The organism is Microbulbifer sp. GL-2, assembly GCF_007183175.1.
Lineage (GTDB): Bacteria > Pseudomonadota > Gammaproteobacteria > Pseudomonadales > Cellvibrionaceae > Microbulbifer.
The window spans coordinates 502,062-516,374 of record NZ_AP019807.1 but is presented as its reverse complement, the minus strand read 5'-3'; the positions used below and the strand labels follow the sequence as shown (position 1 = coordinate 516,374).

Sequence of the window (14,313 nt, the reverse complement as noted above, 5' to 3'; positions counted from 1 at the left end):
GTATATCTGGGGCTGGAAGGGCTTGGGGCATCCCTCGTAAATTTTTAAACTCCCCAGCTCCCACTTTGTGATCAAACGCGCTATCAGCTTTGCACAATATAGTTTTATATTTAATTCGCTTTCTTAGATTTTATTGGTATGAAAGTATTTCAGATTGGCTTTAATAAATGTGGTACAACAAGCCTGAATCAATTTTTCTTACGCAATGGCTATAAAGCCATTCACTGGGACTATGGGAATTTAGCTCTGCAGATTGAGGAGAATTTCCTGCATGGGAGGCCACTACTGAGTGGGTATGAGGAATATAATTTCTTTAGTGATATGGAGCTGGTTTCAAACCATTGCTTGTATGCCTTTGAGAAGTATTATCAGGAATTGGACCGTCAGTACCCTGATTCTCTTTTTATATTGAATACACGTCCTGTCAATAAATGGGTAAATAGCCGACTTAACCACGGTGAAGGTAGTTACCTTCGAAGATTCAAAAAAATTTATTCCTGTGGTCAAAAGGAGGTTGTGCGCCGTTGGAAAAACGATTGGCATAGACACCATTCTAACGTTTTACAATATTTTTATGGGCGCGAAAATTTCCTTCTGTTTGATATTGAAAAAGATAGTGGAAATGAATTAAAGAGATTCATTGGCTGCTCGGAGGTTAATGCCTCGTTTTACAGGCATGACCATAGAACTGCTTGTTAGTGTTGTTGCAATGCTGCTTTAGAGGGTGGGACCTGGAGATTTTTTGATTGTTGATCTGGGTTGCTATCCCTGTTGGAACTCAAATTTTTATGATGACCTACTCCGTAGTTCTATACGCTGTGTTGCCAGTTGGAAGCAAATTTTGGGAGTGCGAATGAAGTTTGGGATCGCTGCAATTTTTAAGAATGAATTTGAATATATTCTTGAATGGATTGTTTATCACCAGTTAATCGGTGCTGATGCCTTTTATATTGCGGATAATATCAGTGACGATGGTTCCTCACAGTTGTTAGAGGCATTGGACTGCTTGGGTGTGATAAATAGGGTGTATTTTCCCAGGGTAGGGGACGGCGGTCCACAGATGCCAGCCTATAATCACATGTTGCGCCGCTTTGGCAGTGAAGTCGACTTACTGTGTTTTATCGATGCTGATGAATTTCTCGTCAGTACCAATGGTAGTGAGCTAAAGGATATTTTAGCTAAATTTTGTGGAATGGAGGATGCAGGTGCTCTGGCTCTCAATTGGCGAAACTTTGGGTCTTCCGGTCATAAGTTTAAGGGTGAGGGGCTGGTAATTGAACGCTTTACACGTGCCTCAAAGCAGGATCACGATTTTAATCGCCATATTAAGACCATCCTGAAGCCTTCCATGGTGGAGAAAATGCATGTCCATGAGTGCGTTCTTAGATCTGGGCATTATTATTCCGGGAGTCTCCATCCAACAGTCTTTGAGCATGGCGAGTCGTGTGAGCCGAAGACAAGCAGGGTTTCGTATGAAGGGATTAGAGTTAATCATTATGTAGTTAAGTCCCGTCACGAGCATGTTATGAAAAAGGAGCATAAGGGCTCTGGAGCAGGCAGTGCGGATAGAAAGAAAGGCGAAGCTTATTTCAAGGCGCATGATTTGAATGACGAAGCTGATGAAATACTGCTTTGCTATGTCAGTGACGTGAAAAAAGGAGTGGCGGCCTTGAGAGAACGGGTGGCGACGGAAACACCTTACCTCTGTTATGGAAAGGCATTTGTAGATGTTAAACCGGAGCTGGTTACCGGTTGGGCTACAACGGAGTTTGATGGCTCTTTAAAAATCCGGCTGCTGATCAATGGTGACGAGCACCTTGTAGATGTGAACCGGGGAAGGCCCGATGTTGTACGTAAGGGGCTCTCTGAGCGCTTGCACTGTGGTTTCAGTTTTAAACCTGGCAAGGCTATAACTAACGAGGACAAGGTCGAGGCATATATCTACGGTACGACTGTTAAGGCAAAGGTTAATTATACGCTGGACACGGCAGCGGCGCTTTAAAGGCCCGATACAGTCCTATACAGGTAGTTGATTTTGGAAGCCATGGCTTTCGGGCACACATAAATGGCGCTGTGAAGCGCACTGATACATAACGGGATTCGTTGTGGTATTTAAATTTTTAAAGTCGTTGTTTCAAATTGATCTGGCTTTCAGGCTCAAGCCCGGATTTGCGATTGAACAGATCATGGATACCAGTGCAGATTTTGACTGGCGCGCCAAGGGCGAGGATCCTCAGTTCCTGGCCAAGGGCAGTGCTCTCCGCGCTGGTTGGTATATGGTTGAAATTGACCTGCGACACAACTTGTCTTCTGTGGATGCAAAAATTTATTTTGATTACGGACATGGTTTCAGTGAGCAGGACAGCATTTTTATCCCTATAAAGTCTGGCAGGGTTACCAAGCGTGTTATTTATCTGCACGCCCGGACTTGCGCACTACGATTTGACCCAATGGAGTCTAGTGGATTATTCAGTGTGCAACATTTTCAGTTCGTTAGGCTCCTACCATGGTTTGCATATGATCGCTTAGCTCAGCGTCTAGCCAATATGCACTTTAAGTTTCGTAATCTGGGAAAGAAGAATGTACTTCGGTGTATTCGTGAGGAAGCCTGTGAAGGCAACCATTCCTGGAGGGATTTGGCGTTACAGTACTATGCAAGGACCTTCGTGAAGAGGCGGCAAGTCTGTGATTACGCAGAATGGATTGGGAAAGTAGAAACCAAAAGGCTGGGGTCCCCTGCGGGCACAGTGGATTTGGCTGATACTGACAGGAGGCCGCTGATTTCTATCGTAGTCCCCACTTTCAATACCGATACTGACTTGTTGCGCGCTTGTATAGACTCTGTGCTTGCGCAGACTTACAGCAAATGGCAGCTCTGCATTGCTGATGATGCCTCCTCAAAATCACAAGTAAAGGCATGTCTACGAGAATACCAGATACATGACACTCGTATCGAGGTAGTGTTTCGGAAAAGTAATGGACATATTTCTGCTGCTAGCAACAGCGCCTTGGCATTGGCAAAAGGTGAATATGTTGCGCTGCTGGATCACGATGACACTCTAGCACCGCATGCGCTGCAGAGAGTGGCGGAAGCGATTGCAGAAAATCCACAGGCGCAGTTGTTCTACAGTGACGAAGACAAAATTGATGAGCAGGGTAAGCGTTTTGATCCTCATTTCAAGCCGGGTTGGAATCCGGACCTGTTGCTGTCACAGAATTATATCTGCCATTTGACAGTATTGAAGTTGGCCCTTGTTAACCAAGTGAATGGCTTTCGCCCAGGGGTTGAGGGTAGTCAGGATCATGATCTGTTACTGCGTTGTATGCCGGATCTGCATGCTGGCAATGTGGTGCATATTCCGGAAATACTCTACCACTGGCGGGCCATTAGTGGTTCAACTGCACAGGAGGGTAGCGCCAAAAATTATGCTGCCACAGCAGGATTGAAAGCGGTGACCGACTATCTGGAAAGTGAGCGGCTGCAAGCAGTGGCTGAGTCGGGTATAGCTCCGAATAGCTACCGGGTACGCTGGAACATTCCGCAGCCGGCACCGTTAGTAAGTCTACTAGTTCCCACGCGAGATGGTTTGGATATTCTCAAACCCTGCGTGGAGGCGATTCTCTCCCGAACAGACTATTCGAATTATGAATTGCTGATCCTGGATAATCAGAGTCGCTGTGAGGCGACATTGCGCTTCCTTGAGGGGGTGAGCGACTCCGATCCGCGTGTATCTGTACATCGCTGGGACCATCCGTTCAATTACTCTGCGATCAACAATTTTGGAGTAGGTCTGGCAAAGGGCGAGATTATCGGATTGGTCAATAACGATATCGAACCGATCAACGATGACTGGCTGACAGAAATGGTAGGCCAGGCCCTAAGGCCCGAAATTGGTTGTGTGGGGGCCAAGCTTTACTATCCCAATGACACCATCCAGCACGGTGGTGTCATACTGGGAGTTGGCGGCGTCGCAGGGCACTCTCATAAGTATTTCAGCCGCAGTGAATACGGCTATTTTTCACGCCTGCATTTAGTGCAGAACCTTTCCGCAGTAACGGCTGCTTGCCTGCTGATACGCAAAGCGGTATTCGAGGAGGTGGGTGGCTTGGACATGGACAATCTGGCCGTGGCCTTTAATGATGTGGATCTGTGCCTCAAGGTGCGCGAGGCAGGTTACCGTAATTTGTGGACGCCCTACGCGGAACTCTATCATCACGAATCGGTTTCCCGTGGTGCCGATAATACTTTGACCAAGCGTCGACGCGCGCAGCGTGAGGCGGAGTATATGCGCAGTCGCTGGGGTGACCTGCTGGATACTGACCCGGCCTATAACCCCAACCTTACTCTGGTGCACGAGGATTTTTCGCTGGCATAAATATGGAATAGTTCAGCGCTCTAATTGTATTTAGAGTGGAATTTTTTGGCGTAGGCTGGGAGCCATTTGCACTGCTTATAAAATACTGCCCCTTTGGTCATGGTAGTAGAGCGCTTGGACCCGGCAGTATAAATGCACCAGATTTGGCATAATCTACCATCGCCACAGACCCATTTAAAAAATAGACTCTCGCACTGGTAACCAGAACGACGCCCCAACTTTATGACTTTTTCCCAATTATTTGTTGCCGGTATCTTCACCCTGGTCATCGGCTCCCTGATTTTCACCCGTTTCCGCCCGTCGCTGGTTTTTACCTCGGCCGCTGGAGCATGCTTCCTGAGTGGGCTGGTACCGGCAGAATCAGTACTACAAAAGGGTGCCAACCCGGGCTTGGTGACATTGATTACGCTGTTATTGGTGTCGGTGGGGCTGGAGAAAGCGCGTTGGCTAAGGGCGATTTCCGAGGGGCTGATCAATGGTTCGTTGAAGGCCAGCTTGCTACGGCTTACCGCCGCAACGGCGTTGAGTTCGGCCTTTCTTAATAATACCGCGGTGGTGGCCGCATTAGCATCCAGCATCAAGGGGCAGCGGCGTTTACCCGCGGCCAAGTTGTTGTTGCCACTTTCCTATGCGGCCATTCTCGGCGGCACCCTCACCCTGATCGGCACTTCCACAAACCTGATCGTGAATAGTTTTGTGTTGGACCGAGGCCTGCCCAGCCTGGAGTTCTTCGCTTTTCTGCCGGTGGGACTGGCCGCAGCTCTGGTGGGATTGGCGGTACTGTTACTGTGTAATCGTCTACTTCCGGAGGGGACAGTAACTGAGGAGCCGGTGACTGAATACCTGCTGGAGGCGGAGGTAGTGGCCGATTCACCTCTGGACGGCAAAAGCGTCGAGCAGAATCGTCTGCGCCGCTTGGAGACGCTCTACCTGATCGAGATAGTGCGTGGAAATCAAGTGATCAGTCCGGTGGCGCCGTCGGAGGTTATTCGCTGCGGGGACAAGCTGATCTTCAGTGGTGATGTACGCGACCTTGGGCGTTTGCAGGATATTGAGGGCTTGCGCCTTTTTGCGCTGGAAGATGAGAAGCTGGACCTGAATCTCACCGAAGTAGTGATTACGCCCAGTTCCAGCATACTCGGCCAATCTCTTAAGGGCTGTAATTTTCGTACGCGTTTTGATGCCGCAGTAGTTGCTATGCGCCGCGGTGGTGAACGGCTGTCGGGCAAGCTGGGGGAGATAGAGCTGCGCGCAGGAGATGCACTGTTGCTGGCGGTTGGGCCGGACTTCCGGCACCACCTGAATATTGATAAGAATTTCTATGTAATCAGTGGCACCGAGGTTCGTCGGGACCTGTCCCGACGAGACAACTGGTTACTGGGGTTGGGCTTTGCTTTGGTAGTGGCTGGAGCAGCGCTTGGCTACTTCTCGTTACTAAAGGGGTTGGTGGTGCTGCTTGGCGGCATGATTGGTCTTGGTATCGTATCGACCACAGAGTTACAGCGACGCTTTCCTTTTCAAATATGGTTGATTATTGCCAGTGCCCTGGTATTGGCGGAAGCTTTTGCCGGCAGCGGCTTGGCAGATACTCTGGCTGGAGGCCTGCGGAATCTGTTTTCTGACTGGGGGCCGCTGGCCGGCCTGGTGGGAATATTTTTACTGACTTTGGTGTTGACCGAATTGATGACCAACAATGCCGCCGCTGCTCTGGCTTTCCCTCTGGCCTGGAGCTTGGCAGAAAGCTTTGGGGTGAGCTGGATGCCCTTTGTAATGGCAGTGGCCTATGGGGCCAGTGCCAGCTTTTTGACTCCCTTCGGTTATCAGACCAACCTGATAGTACAAAACCTGGGGGGTACCACCTACGGGATTTCCTGCGTGCTGGGTTGCCCCTTACCATTGCTTATTCATTGACTGTTCTGGTTTTAGTGCCAATCGTATTTCCCTTTGAGAGTTGAAGCCTTTGAAATCTGAATTGGATAATACGAATCGTTGGTTGGTCGTTGAAGAGGGGCCAAACCCCTCTACGGATTATTTTGTTCTGCCTTATTTACGTAAGAAAGGAGGGCAAGTACAGAGACTGCTTTTCTGTGATCTGCCTGGTGGCGGTGAGCTAGAGGGTGTTGGGATTATATTTGTACGCTATATTCCCAGGCAGTGGCAGTACCTGGTTCGTAAAAATCTAAGCAAGCTGTCCGCGGTGCATTTATTTATCGATGATGACTTATTTGATTGGTCAGCTTTTGCTGGTCTGTCCCCCCGGTATCAATTGAAGATTTTGCATTACAGCTGGTCGCGACAATGGTGGCTGAAGTCAATAAGCGCCGGTTTGTTGGTTTCAACGCCATATTTGTATCATAAGTACCAACAGTGGTCTCCTGAATTACTACAGGCGGAGCCAATGGATGTGAAAAGGGATCAATCCTTAACCATTTTTTATCATGGTTCAGCATCTCATATTGGGGAGATTCGTTGGCTGGTTCCGGTATTTCAGGAGGTAATCCAGAGAAATTCACATCTGAATTTCGAAATTATCGGTGATGGGCGTATAAATAAGCTCTTTCGAGGGGTATCTCGTGTACAAGTAATACACCCTATGAAATGGCCAACCTATTTATCCATGATGCGAAGGCCTGGTCGCACTATTGGATTGGCTCCGCTGCTTGATTCGTCATTCAATAAAGCCAGATCCTACACCAAGTTTTTTGATATCACACAGGCGGGTGCGGTGGGTATTTATGCGGAAGGTGAAATCTATGGCCGGGTGATTCGTCATCAGAAAAATGGCTTACTTTTGCCAATGCAAGCATCCGCCTGGGTGGAGGCTATTTTACGCTTAGCAGAAGATAAACCTTTGCGGGAAAAATTATTAACCGGAGCGGAACAGTGTCTTTAATAGGATATTGCTCGTTCGGACTTCGCCAATTACATAACCTGGAACATTTTCTGGGGGCTCCCTGTCAATATGTGTTATCAAAACCTGGCAGGAATGTTACCCAAATGGTTGGTTGGGGGCTAAAGGCAACTGCGGCTAAGGCACAGCGTATGGCTGGCCGGGCAAACCTACCTTATGCCAGTATTGAGGATGGTTTTTTACGCTCTCTGGGATTAGGTGTAAATGGAGCGCAACCTCACAGTCTGATTGTTGACAATACAGGCATTTATTACGATGCCTCTCGCCCGAACGATCTTGAATCACTGATCAAAAATGCTCGTTACACAACTACAGAGTTAGAACGAGCGGTGAAAGGTCTTAACCTTTTACGAGGCCATCGGTTGTGTAAATACAATACCTCTATTGACACTCCCTTGAATTGGTCGGTGAACCAATCTCGTGTATTGGTTGTTGATCAAACAAAAGGTGATGAATCTGTCCGTGGAGGATTGGCTTCGGAACAGCATTTTAAGGAAATGCTGGAAGGCGCTATCTTTGAAAACCCTAAAGCTGAGATTGTTGTAAAGATTCACCCCGATGTGATTACAGGAAAAAAACAAGGCTATCTAAGGGATCTGGCTGAGGAAAAAGGTTGTAGGGTAATAGCCGAGGATATTTCACCCTGGGCGATATTTGACCGAGTTGAAAAAGTCTATGTGGTGAGTAGTCAGCTGGGATTGGATGCCCTTATCGCAGGTAAAGAAGTACATTGTTATGGCCTGCCTTTTTATGCCGGTTGGGGGTTGACCAAAGATCGTCAAAGTTCAGAGCGTCGCGGTATTGAGCGTACTCTGGCAGAAGTTTTCCATGCAGCATATTTGCAATATTGCCGATACATTAACCCTTACACTGGTCGAAAGTGTGAATTTGAAGATACAGTTAAACTGATAGCGGAACAAAAAAGGCAGTGGAATCGGTTCAGGGGGAATTGGCAGGGTATTGGGTTTTCACCCTGGAAGCGTGGGTTTATCCCCAGGTTTCTTGGAGGTAAGGCCAGGGTGGACTTTTCCAGGCTACATACGCAAGTGCAAAAGCTGGAAGCCAACACCAATATTTTGATTTGGGCAAATCGAGCATCAAATAGCTTGAAGGAGGACTGTAGTAGTTCGAATTTAAATTTGTGGAGAGTGGAAGATGGTTTCCTGCGCTCTGTCGGTTTGGGGGCAGATTTGGTCTCCCCTAACTCTTTGGTCTTCGATTCCCGAGGTATCTATTTTGATGCCCGATATCCCAGTGATCTTGAGTTTTTGTTAAATACAGAAAATTTTTCAGAGCCCTTATTGGAGCGTGCTAGAAAGCTCTGGAAGATATTAGTTGAAAAAGGCCTGACAAAATATAACGTTAGCGGTAATAAAGTAGTCTCTAGCACTGATATTTGCAAAAATAAAAAAGTGATTCTAGTTCCTGGGCAAGTAGAAAGTGATGCATCCATCGCCTACGGCTCCCCAAAGATAACGACTAATTTTTCACTGCTTGAGAGAGTGAGAAGGGATTGCCCTGGTGCATATATTATCTATAAACCACATCCTGATGTAGTTGCTGGGGCACGTATTGGTGCGTTGCCGGCAAGTGCTCAATCTCTGTATGATTCCTTACTGGAAGATGGTGATATTTCCTCACTTCTGGATGATATCGATGAGGTGCATACACTTAGTTCACTTAGTGGTTTTGAGGCTTTATTACGCGGGATCAGAGTTGTGACCTACGGATTGCCCTTTTATGCAGGCTGGGGGCTCACAGAAGATAAACTTATTAACAATCAAGAGCTGATTGAGGAAGACTTACTTGGCTTTAGAGTTCGTCGACAGCGTAATCTAAGTCTGGATCAGCTAATTGCTGCGACTTTGTTACTTTATCCAGTGTATATAGATCGAAATACTGGAGAGTATATTGATGCGGAAACGACAGTAGAGCTATTGCAGCGAGAGCGAGTGTCTGATAGGCGGGAGAACAGTTTTTTGAAGCTGTTTCGTTGGTATCGGAATAGGTTTCTACGTTATTGAATTTAGTGCTTTCCTTGTTTTTTTTGTAGGACTTGATGCCGGTTGTTCTATTAATTTCCTGACTTGTTAAAGAGGTAAATGGCTACTGTCATCCAGGTATCTATAGCTGATTTTTTTGAATTTATATCAGTTAAAGGAGGGGGGTAGGCTGGTGGGTATTTATCTTTCCTATAAGAGCGGTTGAGGATTTTTACTTCATTATAGTTTATATTGTTTCTATAGTTTCCTCCTGGTTCTTATCTATTACCATCGTTGTTATCCCGGCGACTTAATGGTTGGTAGCAAGGCGATGTCGGCTTTCATTCCATTCTCGATTTTTTATATTGCCAGCTATATGTTTTGTTTGTAGGTGTCAGCTTGGTTTTTATTAATAAAAAAATCATTGCTGCTGAAAGATAGCTTTTGGTAAGCAGGGTTGCATTATGAGGCGTTGCTGGTTTTCAGGCGTTTTTAAATTTCAACACAAGATTTACGATTGCGTAGAAGCTCCCGTTTGCTTTGTGCAATCGATTGCGATTTTTTGTTTTTATTCGTAGGTATTTTCGGGGGCGATTTCAGGTGTGTTGCAGAGCCCGGGGGTTAACGGCTTACTTTCTTTGATGTCGAGTATTTCACCTGGATATGCCAGTAATTTTTCTTTAGGAGAGGCGAAGTGTTTACTGTATTCGGGTGTGATGGCATATTTTTCCCCATGCTATAAGATCTCCATTTTGACGCTGCTGATATTTGGCGGGGAAATAGCTCAATCTCAAATTTTTATAAGTTCAACTCCAATTAACCTGTAATTAAGTGACGTTGATGATTAGCCGCGATTTTTATTCACCGGCCTCTCTTCTGAAACCGCTTCTATAGTTGATGAAAATAAGTCCCCTAATATTTCTTAGTATATCACTTGCGTGTACAGAGGAGCTTCTGGGGAAAGGGGTTGCTTACTCGTGTATCTATTGTTGGCCAGTCAGCCATGCCGAGTGGCACCCAAGAGAGGGCTATAGGAACTTGACTTTTGATGAGAAAATGCCTCACTGTGCAGTGTCTGCTAATTTAGGTTTTGTGGTATTGAAATGCGTAGGCAAGTTTCCATTCTCACCTTCTACACTTGCTTGCCAACAAGTTGTATTGCGCCAGCTTATTGATACTCAAGAATAGGTCAATTTATGTCTGCTGCAGTATTCCTACAGGGACCTCACGGCCCCTTCTTTGCCCGGCTGGCAAAGAAGCTGTCTGAGTATGGTGTGGTCACCCACAAAATCAATTTAAACGGTGGTGACCGTTACTTTGCCTGGGCTGACTTCCAGGTAAACTTCACAGGCATTGAGGATGACTGGCCATTCTTTTTCCGCCAGTACCTTCTGGAGAATGGAGCCAAAGCCGTGTTCGTCTATGGGGACTGCCGGCGCTATCACGCCAGAGCTCGAGAGATCTGTAAGTCTCTTCAAATTCCCTTTGCTGTATTTGAGGAGGGGTACTTACGCCCGGATTTTGTCACGCTTGAATGGGGCGGTGTGAATGCTTTTTCTCAGATGGACTGGTCCGAAGAAGCGATTAAGCAATATAAGCCCTGCGGACGCCAGCGGGGAGCTCCAATAGGGCAGACATTTTGGCATCGGGCACGGAACGCAATCTTATATTACCTGGCAATGCGCTTGGCGCAGCCTGAATTTCCTCATTATCGGCATCATCGCAACCGTGACTGGCTAGGGGAGGGTACGAGCTGGCTGCGCAGTTTTGCCCGTAAAGGGGTCTATAAGATCGCCGAACGTAAACTGACACCTCGGTTAACCACCGATCTAAGCCAGCGCTTCTTCCTGTTTCCCTTGCAGACTCGTGATGATTTTCAGCTGCGGGAGCATTCTGATTTGCTCTCTATAGAAAATGCTATTGATGTGGTGTTGAAATCATTCGCTGAAAATGCCGCCGGCGACACTGTGGTGGTCATCAAGCACCACCCAATGGACCGGGGGTTTTGTCATTATCAGAAGCTGATTGATGTGTTGGCGCGACGGTATCAGATTGTTGGCCGGGTTATCTATTGCCATGATTTGCACCTGCCAACTTTGCTGGATCATGCCAGGGGAGTTGTGACGATCAATAGCACGGTAGGTATCTCGGCGCTGTTGCACAAGGTTCCTACCAAGGTGCTTGGCCGAGCACTGTACGACATACCGGGAATAACACACCAGGGCAAGCTCGCCAACTTTTGGTCAGAGCCAGAGGCGGTGGATTTCGCCTATTTTCAACGTTTTCATACCTACCTCTATGAGCTGACTCAGGTCGATGGCAGTTTCTCCAAAGATATCGACATGACCATTGAAGGGGTGCAAAGAAACCTTGAGTCAATCGCTGCACTCGCTGTTCCACAGGCGCCGCACAGTGAAGCGAACGGAACGGATGATGGTTGAAACCCGGATCTTTCAATAAGCGCTGTTGCCATTGCCTCTTTCCCGTAGCTAAAAGGTGGGGGTAGATGTGAAGTCACAGTTGGAGCGGTCACTATTTGTTTAAAAAATAGGCTGATCTAAGTCGGCTAACCTGTTAGACTGCGCGGCCTTTTGACCCGCCGCTCCGGTCCCGCGATAGGGACTTTGGCTTCAAGTGAATTCCGAAATGACCGATACCCCAAAACCGGCCGGCTTCGACCAGCTGGGCTTGCCGTCTGAAATCCTCAATGCCATCGAAAAGCTTGGTTATGAGACCCCATCCCCAATTCAGGCGCAAACTATCCCTTCTTTGATGGAGGGCCGCGATGTACTGGGCCAGGCGCAGACCGGCACCGGTAAAACTGCTGCCTTCGCCTTGCCACTATTGTCCCAACTGGACCTTAAAGACCGCCGCCCTCAGGCTCTCGTACTGGCACCGACTCGAGAATTGGCAATCCAGGTGGCTGAGGCGTGCCAGTCTTATGCTTCCAAGCTGAAAGGCTTCCACGTCGCCCCCATCTACGGTGGTGCAGATTATCGTGGCCAGATGCAGCAGTTGAAGCGCGGAGTGCAGCTGGTGGTGGGAACCCCGGGCCGGGTGATGGACCATATGCGTCGTGGCTCCCTGGACCTATCCAACCTGCGTACTCTGGTGCTGGATGAAGCCGATGAGATGCTGCGTATGGGCTTTATTGATGACGTGCAGTGGGTGCTGGAACAGATTCCTGAAGAGCGTCAGATCGCTCTCTTTTCTGCCACTATGCCCAAAGAGATTGCCCGAATTGCCCGCGAGCACCTGCAGGAACCGGTTGAAGTCAAAATACGTGTTAAAACTGAGACTGCCGAGACTATTCGCCAGCGCTACTGGCCGGTAGGCGGCCTGCACAAGCTGGACGCACTGACCCGTATCCTCGAAGCAGAGCCGGTGGATGCCACAATCATTTTCGTTCGCACCAAGAACAGCACTGTGGAGCTTGCGGACAAGCTGGCGGCGCGGGGCTTCGCTAGTGCCGCTCTGAATGGCGATATGGCGCAGAACCTGCGTGAAGGGGTGATCGACAAGCTCAAGAAAGGCAAGCTCGATATCGTTGTAGCCACCGATGTGGCGGCGCGTGGCCTGGATGTAAAACGCATCAGCCATGTAATCAACTATGACATCCCCTACGATACGGAAGCTTATATTCACCGTATCGGCCGGACAGGCCGCGCCGGTCGCGAAGGTGATGCCATCCTGTTTGTGGCTCCGCGTGAGCGCCGCATGTTACGGGTTATCGAAAAAGCGACCAAGAAGCCTATCGAGAAGCTGGAATTGCCCAGCGCCGACGCAGTCAACAGCGCCCGCATGCAGCGTTTCCGCGAGCGTATTACTGCGACCCTGGAAGGCCAGACCGACTTGGCTCCCTACCGTCAGCTGGTAGAAGAGTTCCTGGCGCAAAACGATGTGGACCCGTTGGATGTCGCCGCAGCACTGGCTTCGATGGCCCAGGGTGACCAGCCACTGCTGATCAAAGAGCAGGAGCCCAGGCAGCGCCGTGAGAGACCTGAGCGCGATGCAGACTTCGAAGGGCGTGGACGCAAGAAAGGCGGTTATGAGAAAGACCGCAAGATGCCCCCACCGGATGAAGGCCTGGAGCGTTACCGTATCGAAATCGGTCGCGAGCAAGGCGTAAGACCGGGCAGTATTGTTGGTGCAATCGCCAATGAAGTAGAGCTGGATAGCTCCTACATTGGCCGGATTGAGATCTACCCGGATTTCACCACAGTAGATCTTCCCTCTGGAATGCCCAAGGAAGTCTTCCAGCACTTGAAGAAAGTGCGTGTGGCTGGAAAGCCGATGAAGATTTCCCGTTTTGACGAGGCCGGTGCAAAGCCTAAGGCTAAGCCAAAAGGCAAGCCCAAGGGTAAGCCGAAGAGCAAGCCCAAGTTCAAGCGGGAAAATAGCGGGGAGTAATTAAGCCCCATAAAAAAACGGCGCAATTAGCGCCGTTTTTTTATTTGATCAACCGCTAAGGATTGATGCTTCTTCCCAGTCTTCCCTCTCTATCGCTGTGGCAGCATACGGGTCAGGGTTGTGTCGCGCTTTACAAAGTGATGCCACAGGGCTGCGGCGATATGCAGGCCAACCAATACCAGCAGTGCCGGCCACAGAACGTCCTTGTGCAGGAAAGCGAGCTGTTTGCCCAAATCTGGATTTTTCTCCAGCAGGCGCGGCAGTGCGAAAAGGCCAAAAAATTCAGTATCGCGGCCAAACAGTTGGCGCATGACAATACCGGAAACCGGCATAGCCAAAAGAACCAGGTAGAGAGCGCCGTGTGTCAGTTTGGAGAGGGCTTTCTGCCAGGTGCTTCCCTGGATCTGTGGGCGCTTGTGACGTGCACGCCAGTAGAGGCGCACAGCTAGCAGCATCAATACCGCGACACCTAATGAGAAATGCAGGCGTACAAACCAGCCGCGCATGGGATCTTCCCGGTCGTAGAACTCATGTAACTCCACGGCCCCCCAGACGGCCAGAAGTAGAATGACAAACAGCCAGTGCAAGCCCTTGCTGACGGAATTCCAGCCTTCGCTTGATGTTGACATAGGTA

Annotated in this window: 9 protein-coding genes; 8 read left to right on the top strand and 1 reads right to left on the bottom strand. The window is 48.7% G+C overall.

The window, feature by feature from the left end; all coding sequences use genetic code 11:
* Positions 1-138: 138 nt before the first annotated feature.
* From GL2_RS02220 to GL2_RS02185, 8 genes are all read left to right on the top strand, one after another.
* Positions 139-699, top strand: a complete 561-nt coding sequence (locus tag GL2_RS02220) for a sulfotransferase (protein ID WP_143729096.1) — start codon at positions 139-141, stop codon at positions 697-699.
* A 154-nt stretch (positions 700-853) separates the two neighbouring features.
* Positions 854-2,002 (top strand): glycosyltransferase family 2 protein, encoded by a 1,149-nt coding sequence (locus GL2_RS02215; protein WP_143729095.1) that lies wholly within the window; start codon positions 854-856, stop codon positions 2,000-2,002.
* A gap of 184 nt (positions 2,003-2,186) precedes the next feature.
* On the top strand, positions 2,187-4,376 hold the full coding sequence (locus GL2_RS02210; RefSeq protein WP_143729094.1) for a glycosyltransferase: 2,190 nt from the start codon (positions 2,187-2,189) through the stop codon (positions 4,374-4,376).
* A gap of 222 nt (positions 4,377-4,598) precedes the next feature.
* A complete protein-coding gene (locus tag GL2_RS02205) occupies positions 4,599-6,287 on the top strand; it encodes an SLC13 family permease (RefSeq protein WP_232053740.1) in 1,689 nt (562 codons plus the stop codon).
* A gap of 49 nt (positions 6,288-6,336) precedes the next feature.
* Positions 6,337-7,269: a glycosyltransferase family 1 protein gene (locus tag GL2_RS02200; protein ID WP_232053739.1), complete on the top strand. Its 933-nt coding sequence runs from the start codon at positions 6,337-6,339 to the stop codon at positions 7,267-7,269.
* A 104-nt stretch (positions 7,270-7,373) separates the two neighbouring features.
* A complete protein-coding gene (locus GL2_RS02195; RefSeq protein WP_370452092.1) occupies positions 7,374-9,311 on the top strand; it encodes a capsular polysaccharide biosynthesis protein in 1,938 nt (645 codons plus the stop codon).
* A gap of 1,154 nt (positions 9,312-10,465) precedes the next feature.
* A complete protein-coding gene (locus tag GL2_RS02190; RefSeq protein ID WP_143729091.1) occupies positions 10,466-11,710 on the top strand; it encodes a capsule biosynthesis protein in 1,245 nt (414 codons plus the stop codon).
* A gap of 205 nt (positions 11,711-11,915) precedes the next feature.
* Positions 11,916-13,679 carry a DEAD/DEAH box helicase gene (locus GL2_RS02185; protein ID WP_143729090.1) on the top strand — a complete coding sequence of 588 codons (1,764 nt, stop codon included), beginning with the start codon at positions 11,916-11,918 and terminating at the stop codon, positions 13,677-13,679.
* An 89-nt stretch (positions 13,680-13,768) separates the two neighbouring features.
* On the opposite strand, the gene GL2_RS02180 is transcribed toward GL2_RS02185, so the two are convergent.
* The gene (locus GL2_RS02180) at positions 13,769-14,308 is read right to left on the bottom strand and encodes a cytochrome b (RefSeq protein ID WP_143729089.1); all 540 of its coding nucleotides are present in this window, start codon (positions 14,306-14,308) and stop codon (positions 13,769-13,771) included.
* Positions 14,309-14,313: the final 5 nt, after the last annotated feature.